Below are 17141 nucleotides of genomic sequence, written 5' to 3'. Positions count from 1 at the left end.
ACAAACTCTGCACATGATATCATCCCGTTGATAAAAAAAAGGCAAACAAAAACTGCGCCTTGTTTGCCTTGGAATGATTAGCGTGTATCAGGGGCTTTAATACATCGGGTCTTCACCTTCCATGTCCTGCATATCATTGCCGTTCATGCGTCTGCGGCGTTCCTGTTCATAATTGTTCAGGTTGATGCGTATATTCAGCATGACAATGCGGGATTCCCGGGTGAATTTGGTATACGAGTAGAAATCTTCCCCCTCTGAGGTGAATTCAAAGCGGCCTTGATCAAACAAATCGCGAACCTGCAAGGTGGCAGACACGGCTCTGTCCAGGAAATCTTTTCGCAGCGCCACATCTGTCATGAAAAACGGCTCCCTGCGACCCTGAGAAGATACGCTGGCGCTGTGATAGCGTCCTGTAAGCTGGAACCGCAGAGTGGGCGTGATATTGAGGGTGTTGTTCATGCGCGCTGACCAGTTAAAACTCCGGCGGGAGAATGATCGATTATTCAGAGTACCCTCGATCCGATAATCGTAAAGATTTCCGGTCAATCCCATGTTCCATGTTTTAAATACATCCCAATCGAACATCACCTCGGTTCCCAGTGCATAATCCGTTCCGGTATTGTCCATGGTATGCAGTGTAATGCTTTTATCATACACCGAGCGTACCCGGTCAATACGGTCGTGTCCGATTCTGTAATAGACTTCTGTGGACAGCATGTTTTTACCGCCCAGCGGCATCGAGTAGCCTGCTTCGTAAGAATCGATGTATTGCGGTTTGAGGGCCGGATTTCCCGTACGCACATTATATGCATCCATCCAGGTTTCAAAGGGTTCAAGCTGATAGCTGCGGGGTCTGCGGATTCGGCGGGTGTAACTGGCCATGACCTGTTTGTTGTTGTTCATTTGATAGGAGGTATGTAAGGTCGAAAATATGTCCCATCGATTGATGGTATAGTCCCTGGATTCGTTTTTCAGCGTGATCAGCCGATCCGTATATTCGGAACGGATGCCGCCCTGAATCCCGATATTGCCCAGTTTGTCAGAGAATATCAAATACAGCGCATGCGTGTTGCGTTGATAATCGGTGGTGTGCTCATAATGCGGCAAAGGCATGTAATTGCCTGTACTTGTATCATATTCTTTTGCTGTGGTTTCTTCGGTGGAAACGTCCCATTCGCTTTGCAGACCCGCTTTTAGCTTTCGGTCTTTACTAAAGGGCAACGTATAATCAATTTTAATACGCACATCCGTACTGGGTCCCGCTTCCGTTGATTGCATGCCTTCACTGATTCTGTTGTCGCTGTTAAGCAGTTCAGTAACAGAGGTTTCGTCGCCGTCTCTGTAACCGTAATTGAGCTGGGATTGCAGCTCGTGACCTTTTTTTGCGAATTTATGCAGCCAGTCCATGTTCACTCCGACACGCGTACGACCGCGTTCATGAACGTCATAGCTGTCATAGGATAACCGCTCCGGAGATGCTTCATCCCATTCCGTATAGTCACGGTTTGAATCATGGTTAAACGAACCGTCATTGAATCGACCGTCCAGGGTGAGAATATCCGAATCTGCTATATCCCAGGTAAAAGAACCGCGCACGCCGGCGGACAGTCGATTCATATCGCGTCCGCCTGTTGAATTGACATACGAGGTGAGATTGTCATGTTGGGTACGGATTTCTTCAACCGCGCTGCCTTTGTATGTGCGCCGGTTATAGTCCACGCCCACCTGGTAACTGTATTTTTTGTGTTTGCTTTGGTAAAGAACATCGGCGCCGTATTTGTTGTTGCGTCCCGCATTCAGATTGATGAGCGCGCTGCGGCCCAGGTTGGTATTCTTTTTCAGAATAATATTGATAATGCCTGCTGTTCCCTCGGGATCAAACTTGGATGACGGATTGGTAATGATTTCAATTTCCTTGATACTGCCGGCGGGGATTTGATTTAAAGCATCGGAAGCATCTAAAACCGTCGGCCGTCCGTCAATCAAAAGGGTGAAACTGCTGCTGCCGCGCAAACTGATATTGTTCTCAATGTCCACCGTAATGGATGGAATATTTTCCAGGATTTCAATGGCGGATCCTGATACCGCCGTTTGCATCTTTTCAACATTGACCACTTTTTTATCAATTTCATAGGTCACCGCAGCCCGTTCTCCTTCGACACTGACGCCTTCTGTTTCCAGCACCTGGGACTGCAGCGGGATCACACCCAGGTCTGCGTTCGGCGCGCCGGGTTGTACAATAATCTCATCTATGCGTTTATTCTCATATCCCATGAACCGGATTTCGAGATAATAGCGTCCGGGCGGGACATTGTTGAATTCAAATTGCCCGGTTTCATCGGTGGTCCCGCCTTTGACCTGTTTTTCAGTCCGGCTGCTGAACAGAATGACGTTGGCATATTCGACCGGCTCTCCGCTGGTTACCTCAAATACAGAGCCTTTGACGTTTCCACTTCTCGGGCCATAACTTTGTCCCATGGCGAGGTTGCTCATAAACAAGAGACAGAGCAAAGAAAAACTTGATATTTTCATATTGTTTCCTGTTTTAGGATAAATGATTTTTACTGTTAGACAATTTTAAACGTCAGAAATTTCAAAATATCTGCTCGAAAATTGTAAAACATTGTAACAAATTTATATCAGGAAAAATACATCTTTTAGAATTTGATGTTGAATGGGAATTTTGTATATTTGAAAAAGAGTCATTCCTTGTTCAAAGCAAACCTGGGATATACCATGCAGCATATTTGAACTGTCTGGAACGTTATTAAAAATACGAGACCGGAACGTATGAAAAAAACGTTTGAATTTTACACAATATGAATTAAATTCAAAAAAAGCTTGGAACAAACAAGAGGAGCATCACGTGTCCGAGAGAACGGTAGTGCAAATGTTTGAAGACAGCGTTCGTACGCATGCTGCCAATGTCATGATGCGGGAGAAACGCGGCGATAAATTTCAGGATGCAACGTATTGGGATATTCACCAGCACGTCAGGCGGTTTGCGGCCGGTTTGATGAGTTACGGCATTGAAAAAGGCGACCGGATCGCGCTGATCTCGGAAGGACGCAATGACTGGGTTATCGCAGAGTTGGGCATTTTATATACAGGGGCGATCAATGTTCCCATGTCGGTCAAGATCAACGAATTATCTGATTTGAAATTTCGTCTGAGTCACTCCGGATGCCGGCTGGTTGTGGTCTCCGCCAATCAGGCTGAAAAAGTGTTTTCTATTAAAAATGACCTGCCGGACCTTGAAAAAATTATTCTGCTCGATGAGGTAGAGAGTGAAACGGATGACATACTGTTTCTGCAGCAGGTGTTAGAGTGGGGAGATGACTATCTAACGCAGCGGGCTGATGAATTCAAACAGCGTTACGAGTCGGTTACGGAAAATGATGCAGCCAATATTTGTTATACATCAGGGACGACCGCGGATCCTAAAGGTATTATTTTAACACACCGCAATTATACGGCCAATGTTGAACAGGCGTCCGCGCTGCTGCCTATTCCCGTGCATTACCATTCATTGCTCATACTGCCCTGGGATCATTCCTTTGCCCATACGGCCGGGATTTACACGCTGATGAACAACGGCGCCAGCATGTCATCCATCCAGGTCGGTAAAACGCCGATGGAGACTCTGAAAAATATACCCCTGAATATCAAGGAAACGCGGCCGACTTTTCTGCTGAGTGTGCCGTCGCTGGCACAGAATTTCCGCAAAAATATTGAAAAAGCGATTCGAAAAAAAGGCAAAGTCACCGAGTGGCTGTTTCGCACGGCATTAAAATGCGCTTATCGCTATAACGGCATCGGCTGGAATCGGGGCAGAGGCTTGCGCTTTGTGAACAAACCGTTTTACGCTTTGTATGACAAAATTTTATTCAGCAAGATCAGAGAAAATTTCGGCGGCAAGCTCGAGTTTTTCATCGGCGGCGGCGCGTTGCTGGATATTGAGCTGCAGCGTTTCTTTTATGCCATCGGTATTCCCATGTTTCAGGGCTACGGTTTGACAGAAGCCGCTCCGATTATTTCCGCCAATGTGCCCAAACTGCACAAGCTCGGGTCTTCCGGCGCTATCGTCAAAGATCTGCAGGTGAAAATGTGCGACGATGCCGGGAATGAACAGCCGGTCGGACAAAAAGGTGAAATCGTGGTCAAGGGTGAAAACGTCATGGCCGGATACTGGAAAAACGACAAAGCCACACGGGAAACCATCAGGGACGGATGGCTGTATACCGGCGATCTGGGCTACAAAGACAAGGACGGTTTTCTATATGTCCTGGGACGGGAAAAGAGTCTGCTGATCAGCAATGATGGTGAAAAATACAGTCCGGAAGGGATCGAAGAGGCGCTGATATCCCACAGCCCCTATATCGATCAGATGATGCTCTATAATGACCAATGCCCGTATACAGTAGCCCTGATCGTACCCAACAAAACCGCGGTTCTGAATACATTGGAAGAACAGGGCCTGGATGTCCATACAGAATCCGGACAAACAGCTGCATTGAAATTGTTTGAAAAATCCATCAACGAGTTGCGTGACGGAAAGGTCAAGGACGAGTTCCCGAGCAAATGGTTGCCCGCTTCATTTGCCATTCTTGGAGAAGGATTTACGGAACAGAACCGGTTTCTCAACAGCACCATGAAAATGGTGCGCGGCCGCATCACCGAGTATTACCAATCCAGACTGGACGCGATGTATAATCCGGAAGGAAAGGACGTTTACAACCATCAGAATAAAACGATTGTATCCCGATTCAAAGAGTGACAGGAACCAAGCCGGTGTTGAAAAATGCCGGCTTTTTAGTCAGGGGAATGTGTGCATGCAAGTGGTTTTGTTTTTTTAACTCTTCCCGGGCTATATTGCTCTAATATGAATCATTTGCGCTGCATTTGAGCTTAATCAATACGATATTTTAATAGCACTCGGGTGAGCCCGATTCCCAGAATGGTTAAAATCGAAAGCAATCGATGCAGGATGAGCAGCAAACGGGTGGAGTATTTTTCTGTGCTGACCAATCCGCCGGTAATCATGGCGCCAATGAAGAAAAGAACCGTTATGGCAGCTAAAACAACCAGTCCGCCACTCAAAGACTCTGTCCGGTTTAACAGATATAAATGTCTGAAATATATAACGAGCACAGCCAATGATAAGAGTTTGTGCAGTGTCAGGACCAGAGACCCGTATGCAAAGCCGGAGCGGTTCAACCCGATGCCGGTTAATACAATAAAAAGCAGGAATAAAAACAAAATTCCACTGTTTTGGAAAATATTCATTGTCTTGTCCTTTATAAAGTTGTAAAATTACTCAATTTTGACAAATGATGCAAGCGTAAATTCCATAGAATATATTGCCGGGAAAGGAAAAAATATGAAACTTCAAATCTTGTTAATGGTCGTATTTCTCATAATTCTATCAGGTGCGGCATATTCATCCGAATCTTCTGATTCTGCATCTGTTTATAATGCTGAGCTTGCGGAAAAACTGGGCGCGGACGATTATGGTATGAAACAATATGTTATGGCGTTTCTCAAAGCCGGTCCGAATCGAAGTCAGGACTCTCTTCAGGCGGCAAAGTTGCAACGTGCCCATCTGGATAATATCCATCGTCTGGCGGAAGAGGGCAAACTGGTATTAGCGGGACCTTTTCTTGATGACTCGGAGATCAGGGGAATTTATGTGTTTAATGTCGCGACCATCGCGGAGACACGCGAACTGACGCAAACCGATCCGGCGATTCAGGCTGGACGTTTAATCATGGATCTGTATACTTGGTATGGTTCTGCCGCCTTACTCAAAGTCAATGACTGGCATAAACGGCTGGCGAAAAAATCTTTCTGAGTTTCGGTGTTGATCATTTTCTTTTTTTTGACTATTTTTCCTGCGAACTGCTAAATATAAAAAGACAAATGAACGGAGGCTGTGATGCATATTCGGTATTTAATTCTGGTTTTTATGGTTGCTGTTACGTTTTGCGGGATACTGTACGGTGTCGATGACCCGGACCCTGAACGCTATTTGAACGAAATTAAAGAGTTCCGCAGTTGGGACCGCAAAAATGCAATCCCGGATGATCATATCCTGTTTTTGGGCAGTTCCAGTATCCGCATGTGGATGACGGCCGAGTGGTTTCCGCAGCTGCCGGTGATGAACCGCGGATTCGGCGGCGCGCATATTTCGGATTTGCTGTATTACAAACAGGACATCCTGCTGAAATACGGGGCTCCCGAAGTTATTGTATTTTACTGCGGCGGCAACGACGTGGCCGGAAACAAACCGGCTGAACAGGTCATTGAGGATTTTAATCAATTCTGGATGATTGTTCAAAATCAGTTTCCCGGCACGCCGCTGGTCTATATTCCCATCAAACCCTGTCCCAGCCGTTGGGGGATTTGGGAGGAAGAACAACAGGTCAATGAAAAAATCCTCGCCATGTGTCAATCGGATCCCCTGCTTTATTATGCGGATACCGCCGCGCCGATGCTGAAAACCGGAACCCCGCCGGCCGACAGCCTGTTTATTGCAGACGGACTGCATCTGAATGCCAACGGCTATCGCATGTGGACGGCTGTTGTGGATTCGGTGATGCAGACGATACAAATCCGGCATTAAATGAAACAGTGCTTATGTTTTTTTATTTTGCTGCTATTTCACTATCCAGTGTGGTTTTGAGAAATTGCAGTTTGCATTTTGGATTTTTTACGTGATAATAAATCGGATTCTTGTAGCTTCTTTTCTCGTTTACAACATAACCGGTCATGGCCAATCGCTGATCGGATGTTTCAATAATGGAAAACATGCCGTTTCTAAAGTTATTGCCCCAGACTTTAGTTTTTACGTTGCCGTTCAGGTCTGTTTTCAGCAGATACATTGAAGATTTATTGCTGTCTTTGAATCCAATTTCACCGGCAAACACAAAGTGGTTGTCGGAGGTCTTACAGAATGTGCAACTCAGCGGGCGGGTTTTTTCCTGGTCGAGAATTACAGATTTTCTGATTTGTATGTATCCCTGATAATTAGTTATGATCAGAGAAACATTATAGAGTGCTCCTTCACAATCTACATAATCACATACAGCATAATTTCCGTTTTGCAATGGAATAACCTTGATTCCGGTATGCCAATACACGAGTTCTCTTTCCCATTCGAGTGTGCCGTTTGGTGTCAATTTCCACAGCATGGAAGTGGGGCCTCGCAATCCCTGACTTGAAAATCCAGTGATGACATATCCTCCGTCGAGCGTTTGTTCAATGTCGAATCCCCGACAATATTCCGGATCCATGTATTGAATGTTTTGTTCTCCAAAGGTTCTATATTCGATTGACTCGCCCTGATCATCCATTTTGATAAATAATGTGTGTTTTGTCTCGTTGTCCGACTCGGAAGATGTATCGGCAACGATTGCGTATCCTGTTATGACATAGTCATTGTTATGATCTTGAATGATTGAATAAGCTGTGGAAACACTTGTCAATTCTACTGATCGATATACTTTTTGCGCCATATCGATGATTTTTTGCCATAAAATGTCTCCGCCCGGCGCTACTTTGATAATTGCGGCCCGGTCGGTTCCGTTTTGAACTATTTTGCCGCATACGATATAGTTGTTATCCGAGCACTGAAAAACAGAATGGCCGTGGTCATTTCCACCGTCTCCATAGGTGTTTTGCCATTGAATGTGTCCGGTCTGATCCAGTTTGACCAGATAAATATCTTGAGCCCTCGCCCCCATGGTATTGGTCGTTCCCACAATCAGAAATCCGCCGTCTGAGGTTTCTATGATTTCTTTGCCGACGGAATAGCCACCTTTCCCGATTAGATTATAAGCAGAATCTCCAGTGACAGGATAATCTGGAGAGAGAGTATCTTTTGAACAGTGTAATAAAAAGATCAGGCTCGATAAAATTAGCACTTTTATCATAACAACCTTCTTTCGTATAACAAGATATGTTTAGATAGTCTGCTCTTTATTTTTTTATCTGAAATACAGGACATTCCTAAAACGGTATCAGATAATAACAATAATATGAATCAATTTTAACAATCCAAGTTCAAGTAATAAGAGTAACAGTACTTCCTGGACCAAGCCTGTAAAAAATACATTAATTAGCCGGTAATCTGAAAAGCCGGCATGTTAAAAGTGCCGGCTTTTGTACTGTATAAATGATAAAAAATTGACATGAATTTATGGCTGATTACCGTAAAGACCGAAATTAGCCTATGGTTTTGAAATAGAGGGGGGTGTGTATTTTTGCCCCCAATCTGAGGGTTCGGGCCCCATCCGCAATACCAGTTCAGCGCCGTCTATAATATCTTTGTGCTGAAACCACGCCTTGTTCCAGGGTTTTCCGTTCAGGGTTGCAGACTGGATATAGATATTGACATCGGACAGATTTTCTGCTGTGATGGTCAGGCGCTCGCCGTTCTGCAGATCAATTTGCGTTTGCTCGAACAGGGGAGAGGTGATAAAATAAATATCCTGTCCGGCATTGGGGTAAAAGCCCATGGCCGCAAATAGATACCAGGAGGACATACAGCCGGAATCATCGTTACCGGGCAGGCCGGTTCTGGAGACCTCATATTCGGTCTGCAGGATAAAACGGGTGCGTTCTGCAGTGCGGTACGGTGCGCCGGCATAGATGTACAAAAACGGGGTCATGATATCCGGTTCGTTTACGTGTGTGTAATAGCCTTTTTCAAACAGGTTGTCGAGAAAATCCACAAACCGGGCTTTACCGCCGTGGCGGTTAATCAGGCCCTGAACATCGTGCGGCACGTATGTGGCGTAATGTGCCGGCGTGCCTTCGTAAAAATAGGGACCTTCCCACCAGGGATCGCCGTGATGTGTCGGCGAAAAATCCGGCGCCCATACATTGTTGGTGTCCCTGGCCCAGAAATATTTGGTCTCGTTATTGAACAGATTGTAACAGTTCATTGACATGTCGATATATTTTTCATAATCCTGCATGTTTCCGAGTGCTTTGGCAACCTGAGCGACGCAGAAATCATTATAGGCGTATTCCAGGGTATAGGACGAGCCGCTCATGACATGCGATGGGCAATAACCGTATTTCAAGTATTCGGGATGCCGTCCATATTTTCGCGGCTGGTCTGAATGCGCTTTGAGATTTTTAGTCATGCCTTTATAGGCGGTTTCATAATCGATCCCGGTCAGCCCTTTGGCCAGCGCGTCGGCAATGACCACATCGGCATTGGTGCCGCCCTGCTTGAATGCGAACTGTCCGGTAATCCAGGCATCCGGCAGCCAGCCTTTGTGTGTGTAAATATCAATCAGACTGATGACCATATCCCGCTGGCGGTCGGGCGCCACCAGGGTGAGAAACGGGTGCAGGGTGCGGAACGTATCCCAGAAGCAGTAATAATCCCAGTACGCGGGTTTATCGCTGTGCCATTCAGGATTGTCGCCGGTGATATCCGTGGGCATGACCAGACAGCGGTAAAATCCGGTGTAAAACAGAATACGCTGGTCACGCGTGCCGCCGTTGACCTTGACGCGCTGCAGCCAGTCATTCCATATCTTGTCTGCCTTTTGTTTTTGCTGCTCAAAGCTGCGGTTTCGGGTTTGATTCAGAAAGCGTGTGGCGTTTTTTTGATGTTTATAGGAAATACTGATCTGAACCTCTATGTCCGAATCCCGGAGTGTGGAAAAATGGCCGATAAATCCGCACACGTCATTGCGGACATGCTCAGCATCCGGAAGAATCTCATCATCCTGCCAGAACTCATAATCCCGGAACGGACGATCAAAGCGTGCATGAAAGAATACTTTGTAAGGCGCTGCATGTCCCCAGCCGCCGATAAAAACTCCGTATCCTCTGATTTCAGTGTCAGACACGACCTCGGCAAACGCATCAATGCACTTGCCGTCATCCAGTCGTCCGCGGTGCCGATCAATGACGCGAGAGAGATCAAGCAGTATATGCGACTGGTCGTTTTGGGGGAAAGAGTAGCGGTGAAATGCGGTGCGTTCACTGCAGGTGAGTTCCGCGGTCACATCCCATCGCTTTAGATGAACGCTGTAATAGCCGGCCGCTGCCGTTTCATCTGATTTATCCGAGGAGTAATTGCTGACCCGGACCTCTCCGGTTTGCGGAATCATCATAAAGTTGCCGTAACGTCCGCCGCCGCCGGTGCCGCTGACATGGTTCTGGGTGAACCCGTCAATGGGCTGATTGGAATGATAACCGGTTGTGCGTTGCGGCGGTTTGACATCCGGCCCTACCCGGATCATCCCAAAGGGGAGGCAGGGTCCCGGCAGTACGTTGCCGCCGCCATCCACACCCAGAAAGGGATCAACATATTGAGTTAAATTTTCTGCACACAGAGTAGTAAAAAAAAAGAGGGCGGAAAAAACTACAGTTGAGAATTTCATACTCTTGTCCTTCACTGTTAACCTTAAGCGGTTGTACCCATGCATCGGGTCATCAGCAAATTAAGAAAAATATTTCGGATATGCAACATGGTTCAACAGCAAATTTGAGTGACTGTTTGCAAAAAATTACCCCCATCAGGTGAGTTAAAACATCTAAATCAATCCCGAACTCAACATGAAAATCGCCCCGCCGTGCGTCAGAGCAGCGGGTAAAATACCGTGTCGGGCTCCGACAAGTCCGGCAATCACACCCTCCCATAGTGTGAACAGCAGCAGCGGTATACCGATATCGGTGACGGTGGTGGCGAGAAAACTATGGCAGAGCGCAAAAACAACTCCCGAGACTATGCCCGCTACCGTCAAATTGCGGGTTTTGCTCAGAAATCCGAGCACATAACCCCGAAACAGGGTTTCTTCAAACAGATTGCCCAGCAGGGCAAAAACCAATAGGGGCAGCAGCAGTTCAGAGCCAACCGCTCCGCCGCGTTCGGCAAGGGGAATGCCGGGGTACAGACTAATAAACGGCAAAACAACCAGAGCGCATCCGGCAGTTCCGGAAATTAGTCCCGGCAGCGCTTTACCGCGCATCCAAATCAGAGTGTTGCGGTTTTCGCGGTCAAACAGCCAGAGACCGGTCGTAATAATGAGACTGCTCAAGCCAAACAGGATGAGAAAAACCGGATTGGAACTCAATCGGATCCAGAGGAGACCATGGGTCTCTCCCAATTGCCAGAGTCCGAGCGGGGTCAGGGCTATCCGCAGGAAAACAAATATGAACACGTAATATACAATCCGCAGGTACGGTCCGGGCTTTAGCAAGATAAAAGTGAGAACAATGAGCAGCATTCCCGGTAGAATGCGCGTTAGATATTCGATCAGAGCCTGCATGTAGTATAGCCTTCTTGAGACCTTGTTTTAGGATTCGGCGCTGAGTAGGTAACTCTGGCTTGATTCAACAAGTTTTTCACCCCATTGGCCAAGTTTTTAGCTGGTCACGATAATTATTGCATACAGGTCTAAACATGTTCCGATGGACCGATGAGATGCCGGAAAATTCAAAAATACAGGTGTGTGATTAAAACAGTTTGCATCCGGAGGTTCCGGAATGATGGATTTATTCATAAGCGTGTTTTTATTTCGGGTCAACGATTGTTTTTCCATTCCATCTCTCTACGGTATCATCGATCAATAATAAACCTGCATCCGTTTCGCCGAGGTCGGCAACTCGTTCACCGTTTTTGTTCCAAAAGGCGCTTTTACCGCCTGCCTGCTGTCCCCAGACGTCTCCGCTGTAATTGGATGTCAGAATATTCATAGAGTACTTTGCAGCGGCATGTTTCAGAGTGTTGTAAGCATCAGACATTGCGTCTGCAGTGAAAAAAAGACTGGGGATATACAGGCTGCTGCCGGCCCGGTGTGCGTTTTCGACATGCTGCGGCTGATCGATATCCAGGCAAATGGCCAACGAACATTGCTCTTGTCCCAGAGAAATGACCGGATTGTATGAAAAGGATGCTTCAAAAAACCGGTTTTCGTGTGAATGTAAAAACTGTTTGGTATAGATCGATTGAGATCCGTCCGGATACAGGATGAATGAACCAATATACAGTCCCGCATCCATTCGGATAGGGGCGCCGGCAATTACAATGATTTTATGTTTTGCAGACAATTTCTGCAACACCTGCAGCCGGGAATCCTCCGGCGTGAATGCCCAGGCGGACGCGGATTCTTGCCCGTATCCCGAGAGCGACAGTTCGGGAAACACAATAAGATCAGCTTTGTGTTCTGCTGCAGATCGGATCAATCGGCAATGTTCATCCACATTGGCAGGGACGTCGCCTGCAACAGGTTGTGTCTGGGCGGCTGCAAGGATCATGGGTTCAGGTCCGGAAAATTAATTTAACAATTCAACAATTGGCATTAACATAATCATAAACTTTATTGAAAACAAGATTAATTTACAATTTGGATTGCTACCTGGTACCGTATTCCAAATTATATTTCAATAAATGAATAAAATGTTTTTTCCTCGATTGGGAACATAACTGAATAGAAAGTTAATACGACTGAGATTTATGAATCTTGAAATGTTATAAAATGTTTGCATACTAGAACTATATTTTTTATTTTTAAAAAATGGTATTATTATGAGCAAACCATCTGAATGTTAAAAATAAAAAGCAGGTTTATTCAGATACTCTTGTAATATTTAACAACTTGTGTGAGGTCAATGATGAAGTTTGTCATGCTTTTTATTTTTATCAGTGTGCTGGTCAGCGCTCAGCAGCGTCCGGAACATTTTCAACCCTTTGACTACAAATACTCTGTTCAGGAATTGCGGCAATGTTTTTCCCGGGATGTGATAAATAAAGCGCGGCGGGACATGCAGGAGCTTGAACAGGCCAATAACAGTGGTGATTATCAGGCAGAGCTCCCTTCGCTGGCAACACATCCAACACCGGACTGGTATATCGATGCTAAATTGGGAATCTTTTTTGACTGGGGGCTTTATTCCGTTGCCGGGTACGGCGAAAAAGGCTGGAGCCGCGCCCGCTACCCGGACTGGTATCTGCATCATATGTACACCAACCTGCGGGATTATCATGAAACAACCTGGGGTGCGGATTTTGAACGCGATGATTTTATCCCGATGTTCACGGCGAAACATTTTGACGCCGCAAAGGTCGTCGAATTATGCAATCAAGCCGGAGCGCGCTATCTGGTGCCGTTCAGCAAACATCATGACGGCTATTGTCTCTGGGATTGTGCCTATACGCACCGCGATGCCGTAAACATGTCCCCGGGCCGGGATTCGACGGCGGGGGCAATTCGTCGCTGTAAAAACACAGGACCGCAACATCGTTGATCTTACTTTTCTGTTGAGGAATACGAATATCCGCTCATGGATCAAAACGGCGAACTCAAAGTGCGTCTGTGGTCAAAAAATATGGCGCCGGATAACGCGGGGGTCGCTGAAACAGAGGGGGAGTTTTACGTTGATTTTGATCCGGATTATCACAATCGTCTTTTGTCCGGCAAAATACCGGTCAAGCATTTTATTAATGATTATATCGTACCTCAGGCCAAGGGATTCATCGACAACTATGATCCGGATATCCTCTGGTTTGACGGTGAGTGGCAGCGCCCGGCCGCTTATTATCGAACCCCGGATATAGTGGCCTATTTTTACAATCAGGCGGACAAACCGGTGGTGGCCAATGACCGAATGGGGCAGGAAACCCGCCGGCACTATGGTGATTTTTACACCAGCGAAACCGACGAGGTGGTCACTCCTCTGCATCATCCCTGGGAAGAGAATCGCAGCATGAGCGAATCCTACGGCTATAACCGTATGGATTCACTGCAGAATTATCTGACAGCGGATGAGTTGATTGAAATGCTGGTCCGGATTGTGGCCAAAGGCGGTAATCTGAATCTCATCGTCAATCCGGAGAGCAGCGGCCGGATTCCGCAGGTTCAGCAAGATCTTTTGAAAGAATTGGGTGACTGGTTGAAGGTGAACGGTGAAGCCATTTACGCGACGCGGCCGTATGAATCCTTGTGTGATAATACCCAATTGGGGCAGCCGGTTTGGTATACGATGAGCAAGGACAGTACCTATGGCTATGCGATCATCCTGGACTGGCCGAAAAGCGATACGTTCATCTGTCAGAATGCCAATATGAAATGGGAGACCAAAGTGTATATGCTGGGTCATGATCAGCCGCTGGACTGGGTGGATACCGGTCTGCAGCATTGGGCGTTGTCCGCCAAGATCCCGGAATCTATGCTCAACGATCCGGACAAGCGTCCCTGCAAATATGCCTGGGTGCTGAAATTCGTTTATGATCGGAATAATGAGTTTTGAAATCCAAACTTTGGATGCTCGCTATTCTGCTGTCATTCATATCCGGAATTTGTCAGCATTATAATAACTTTATGATTTCACTGATGATTTCAGCTGTGATCCCCCAAACAGAGCCTTTGGACGTTGGGTAAACCAGGATTCGATGAGGCCTGCCATGCCAGGGCTGGTGATAGGTCTCCGGCAGGCCCAGCTCTTTGACGGGCAGTAGAACCGTTTCTTTGCCGTTTTGATCAAATACGGACGGGTGCATTTCCAGACGCACATTGTACTCTTTGACGTTTTGTTTGCTGAACAATGATATCGGAAAGGCAAAGACCTCATCCACTTCATCCGCATATTCGGCGGATTAATTCGTCAAGGCTGTCAATTTCTAAAGTGGCGACAAACGGATCGATCACGGCGCCCATGGGGGCGACAAGGGTGTCCAGGCGGCCCATTATTTTTATTTTTTCCCGACCGACCCCCAGCTCTTCCATGGTTTCCCGTATTGCCGTATCCCGGGCATCGGAATCCAGGTCTGCTTCGAACCGGCCGCCGGGGAAACAAATCTCTTTACCCTGCCGGATGTGCGGCGTGCGTCTTTGAAACAAAAAATGATACTCGTTTTCCAGAAACACAAACGGCACCAGTACAGCCGAGTTGTAGTATTTTTCCCGCGCCATGACATCGGGGCAGGCGGGCAGCGCTTGAGAAAGGTGCTTTAAATCACGATTGTTCAATAATTCACTGGATCCTTTCAAGGGTATTCATAGAAAAACAACGTACTGAATCCGCGATAAGCGCTGTATCCTTCCGGGCGGTATCCTCCGGGTGCGGTCAGAATTTGTTTGGTATACGGCATATCATGGCCCATGCGTTTGTGATAGTGATTGTACATGGATTCCCAGATAGAGAGCCGGCGGTAATCGATGTCCAGAACGCGTTTTGCCGTGCCTTCAATGCCTTTGAGCAGGCGGTTATTCTCGATCGAATACAGATCAACGCCCTGCTGCCAGGCGGTTTCCGCAATCCCGGCCAGAGCGCCGATGCCCATCTGTTCATGCCCCTGATCGCGCAGGGTTTCCTGGGTGGTGCTGTCATTTCTCACATAATAGGTCATTCTGCCGTTGCCGCTGCCGTTTACATAGTAATTTACAGCGTGATCAAAGATAAACGCATCGTCCAGATAGATGCCCATGGAAATCAGGCCCTGTCCGATGATCGCATCCCAGTTGCCGTTATAGGCCGGGATAAAGTCGCGTAATAAAGGCCAATACACGTCCCGCAGCCACTGTTCAAAGCGTTTTTGATCCTGCGGCTGCCAGCCGGAATCCGTGTGTTTGAGAAGCTCGGCCGCGTTGCAGAACTGGATACAGGTGGTTCCGCCGGTGAGTTTGTCATTGCCGCCGGTGATCGCTTTGTTGGTCTCGGACCAGGCATTAATGATCCGGATCGCATTTTCCGCAAACACGAGGCTGTCCGTCAGCGCCCAGAGCTGGGCATTGACAAGCGCCGCTGCGGCATCGCGGGACAGTTCACGGTAGCCGCTGTTGACGCTTTTGCTATAGTGACCGCTGCGGGTGAGTTGCTGCACGGGTGACGGCTGGTAATCTTTTTGAGCGGATTTATGCTCGAGTGCGGCGGTAAAGGCTGCTCTCCAGGGAGATTTGTCTTTTGCGATTTTTCCCCGGACAAACGCGATCTGATCGCGGGTGGCCAGAATGCCCGGATGCTTGAATGCAGCCGGAGCGTATTGCGGCGGCGGTGACGGCACCGCGGTCATGCCGCTGATCATGAAACGCGGCTTGTCGTTATCATAATCCTCCACACTGGCAAATTCGACATGGGTACCCGGTTCCGCCTTGAAACATAAACAAATATAATAGTCTTTATCCGTCAGTTTTCGCTGCACATATTCCGTCAAATCAATCTGATAATTGCGGTTGGGTTCTTTGATATGCAGAGAAACCAGGATAGTGTCTGATATTCCCGGATGATTCTTCCAGGTGGGTTGGGTTTCATCCCAGTCGGCATGTTTAACAGGGTGCACGGAAACAACGCCCGTCGATTTCACATCTTTTGTCTGAATGCGCAGAATCGCGCTGTCGATTTGGGAAAATCCCGGAATAAAAAACTTTAGAAACGCCATGGAGACGTTATGTTCAACGGATAATGTTTTGTCCTGACCATAATTAACACCTGGTGCTATCGCCCGGACCAGCGCGTCGTCATTGGGCTCCACGCCAATACTGGCAGGAGAGGGCGGCCACATGCTTTTTTCGGGCTGCGGGGTGCAGGATAGAAGAACCGCTGCTAAAAGTATTATAATCTTTGTGTGTTTGTGCATTTTTTATCCTGGTTTTTTAATGTGCCCCCATATATAATAAATGAGAATCTTTAATTCGTTCTGCATTTTGTCTGAAGCATTTGCATTAGTAATCTTGGCTTGATGTCTGAGAAAGAATGCCGATAATGTTCCCAGGCTCTCTTTAAAGGATACTATTGGATCAAGTACCAATTTGAGAATGAACTGCCCGAGTACAAAGACCGAGACACCGGCAAAAATAGTAAGAAAAATTGACATTTATTATCCTCCTTATGCTGCAACTGTTTCATAAGAAAAATCAAATTTCCCGGAGGATTCCTTTGCATGCTCGATCGTAAGGCTTGCAACTTTTCCTTCAGCGTTCAGGTCAATATAAAGTTTTCATTCAGCTCTCTGGTTTCTACAACATCAGAGTCTGATAACTCGACATAAAGTGTGTCTGTTTTTTCAAAATATTTTATTTTCATACTAACGCCATCTGAATTTGGATAAAATTATCTGTCTCTTTTTAAATTTACCTAATATTAATTATTATTAGAGACAATAATGACGCTTGATTTCTTGA

General features: G+C 46.8%; 15 protein-coding genes. 5 read left to right on the top strand and 10 right to left on the bottom strand.

All coding sequences use genetic code 11. The features are described from left to right. Positions 1-96 precede the first annotated feature (96 nt). The gene (locus U5R06_19815; protein ID MDZ7724992.1) at positions 97-2532 is read right to left on the bottom strand and encodes a TonB-dependent receptor; all 2436 of its coding nucleotides are present in this window, start codon (positions 2530-2532) and stop codon (positions 97-99) included. Positions 2533-2866: 334 nt separating this feature from the next. On the opposite strand from U5R06_19815, the gene U5R06_19810 reads away from it, so the two are divergent. Beyond that, a complete protein-coding gene (locus U5R06_19810) occupies positions 2867-4777 on the top strand; it encodes an AMP-binding protein (GenBank protein MDZ7724991.1) in 1911 nt (636 codons plus the stop codon). 131 nt (positions 4778-4908) lie between these two features. On the opposite strand, the gene U5R06_19805 is transcribed toward U5R06_19810, so the two are convergent. Continuing rightward, on the bottom strand, positions 4909-5286 hold the full coding sequence (locus U5R06_19805; protein MDZ7724990.1) for a hypothetical protein: 378 nt from the start codon (positions 5284-5286) through the stop codon (positions 4909-4911). Positions 5287-5380: 94 nt separating this feature from the next. On the opposite strand from U5R06_19805, the gene U5R06_19800 reads away from it, so the two are divergent. Further along, positions 5381-5851, top strand: coding sequence for a YciI family protein (locus U5R06_19800; GenBank protein MDZ7724989.1), 471 nt, complete (start codon positions 5381-5383; stop codon positions 5849-5851). An 84-nt stretch (positions 5852-5935) separates the two neighbouring features. Further along, entirely contained in the window at positions 5936-6622 is a 687-nt protein-coding gene (locus U5R06_19795; protein MDZ7724988.1) for a GDSL-type esterase/lipase family protein, read from the top strand. Between the two features lie 22 nt (positions 6623-6644). On the opposite strand, the gene U5R06_19790 is transcribed toward U5R06_19795, so the two are convergent. The 4 genes from U5R06_19790 to U5R06_19775 form a co-directional block, all read right to left on the bottom strand. Continuing rightward, entirely contained in the window at positions 6645-7931 is a 1287-nt protein-coding gene (locus tag U5R06_19790) for a hypothetical protein (GenBank protein MDZ7724987.1), read from the bottom strand. A 297-nt stretch (positions 7932-8228) separates the two neighbouring features. Then, a complete protein-coding gene (locus U5R06_19785; protein MDZ7724986.1) occupies positions 8229-10403 on the bottom strand; it encodes a GH92 family glycosyl hydrolase in 2175 nt (724 codons plus the stop codon). 153 nt (positions 10404-10556) lie between these two features. Next, entirely contained in the window at positions 10557-11291 is a 735-nt protein-coding gene (locus U5R06_19780) for a CPBP family glutamic-type intramembrane protease (GenBank protein ID MDZ7724985.1), read from the bottom strand. A gap of 244 nt (positions 11292-11535) precedes the next feature. Further along, complete coding sequence (locus U5R06_19775; GenBank protein MDZ7724984.1) at positions 11536-12279, bottom strand: carbon-nitrogen hydrolase family protein; 744 nt, start codon at positions 12277-12279, stop codon at positions 11536-11538. 354 nt (positions 12280-12633) lie between these two features. Here U5R06_19775 and U5R06_19770 point away from each other — a divergent pair, with 354 nt between their 5' ends. After that, on the top strand, positions 12634-13269 hold the full coding sequence (locus U5R06_19770; protein ID MDZ7724983.1) for an alpha-L-fucosidase: 636 nt from the start codon (positions 12634-12636) through the stop codon (positions 13267-13269). A gap of 36 nt (positions 13270-13305) precedes the next feature. After that, entirely contained in the window at positions 13306-14271 is a 966-nt protein-coding gene (locus tag U5R06_19765; GenBank protein ID MDZ7724982.1) for an alpha-L-fucosidase, read from the top strand. A gap of 58 nt (positions 14272-14329) precedes the next feature. On the opposite strand, the gene U5R06_19760 is transcribed toward U5R06_19765, so the two are convergent. The 4 genes from U5R06_19760 to U5R06_19745 form a co-directional block, all read right to left on the bottom strand. Next, positions 14330-14596: a hypothetical protein gene (locus U5R06_19760; GenBank protein MDZ7724981.1), complete on the bottom strand. Its 267-nt coding sequence runs from the start codon at positions 14594-14596 to the stop codon at positions 14330-14332. 1 nt (position 14597) lies between these two features. Further along, positions 14598-14990: a CoA pyrophosphatase gene (locus U5R06_19755; protein ID MDZ7724980.1), complete on the bottom strand. Its 393-nt coding sequence runs from the start codon at positions 14988-14990 to the stop codon at positions 14598-14600. Positions 14991-15007: 17 nt separating this feature from the next. Then, on the bottom strand, positions 15008-16597 hold the full coding sequence (locus U5R06_19750) for an alginate lyase family protein (GenBank protein MDZ7724979.1): 1590 nt from the start codon (positions 16595-16597) through the stop codon (positions 15008-15010). 341 nt (positions 16598-16938) lie between these two features. Continuing rightward, positions 16939-17043: a DUF2283 domain-containing protein gene (locus tag U5R06_19745; protein ID MDZ7724978.1), complete on the bottom strand. Its 105-nt coding sequence runs from the start codon at positions 17041-17043 to the stop codon at positions 16939-16941. Positions 17044-17141: the final 98 nt, after the last annotated feature.

The organism is candidate division KSB1 bacterium, from assembly GCA_034521575.1.
GTDB lineage: Bacteria > Zhuqueibacterota > Zhuqueibacteria > Residuimicrobiales > Krinioviventaceae > JAXHMJ01.
Note: the sequence above shows the minus strand (reverse complement) of the source record. Positions and strands in the feature narration are given on the sequence as shown.

Bases quoted from the DNA above. Each gene is read 5' to 3' on its own strand.
- U5R06_19815 (MDZ7724992.1), bottom strand. From the start codon at position 2,532: ATGAAAATATCAAGTTTTTCTTTGCTCTGTCTCTTGTTTATGAGCAAC.
- U5R06_19805 (MDZ7724990.1), bottom strand. From the start codon at position 5,286: ATGAATATTTTCCAAAACAGTGGAATTTTGTTTTTATTCCTGCTTTTT.
- U5R06_19800 (MDZ7724989.1), top strand. From the start codon at position 5,381: ATGAAACTTCAAATCTTGTTAATGGTCGTATTTCTCATAATTCTATCA.
- U5R06_19795 (MDZ7724988.1), top strand. From the start codon at position 5,936: ATGCATATTCGGTATTTAATTCTGGTTTTTATGGTTGCTGTTACGTTT.
- U5R06_19790 (MDZ7724987.1), bottom strand. From the start codon at position 7,931: ATGATAAAAGTGCTAATTTTATCGAGCCTGATCTTTTTATTACACTGT.
- U5R06_19785 (MDZ7724986.1), bottom strand. From the start codon at position 10,403: ATGAAATTCTCAACTGTAGTTTTTTCCGCCCTCTTTTTTTTTACTACT.
- U5R06_19780 (MDZ7724985.1), bottom strand. From the start codon at position 11,291: ATGCAGGCTCTGATCGAATATCTAACGCGCATTCTACCGGGAATGCTG.
- U5R06_19775 (MDZ7724984.1), bottom strand. From the start codon at position 12,279: ATGATCCTTGCAGCCGCCCAGACACAACCTGTTGCAGGCGACGTCCCT.
- U5R06_19770 (MDZ7724983.1), top strand. From the start codon at position 12,634: ATGATGAAGTTTGTCATGCTTTTTATTTTTATCAGTGTGCTGGTCAGC.
- U5R06_19765 (MDZ7724982.1), top strand. From the start codon at position 13,306: ATGGATCAAAACGGCGAACTCAAAGTGCGTCTGTGGTCAAAAAATATG.
- U5R06_19750 (MDZ7724979.1), bottom strand. From the start codon at position 16,597: ATGCACAAACACACAAAGATTATAATACTTTTAGCAGCGGTTCTTCTA.
- U5R06_19745 (MDZ7724978.1), bottom strand. From the start codon at position 17,043: ATGAAAATAAAATATTTTGAAAAAACAGACACACTTTATGTCGAGTTA.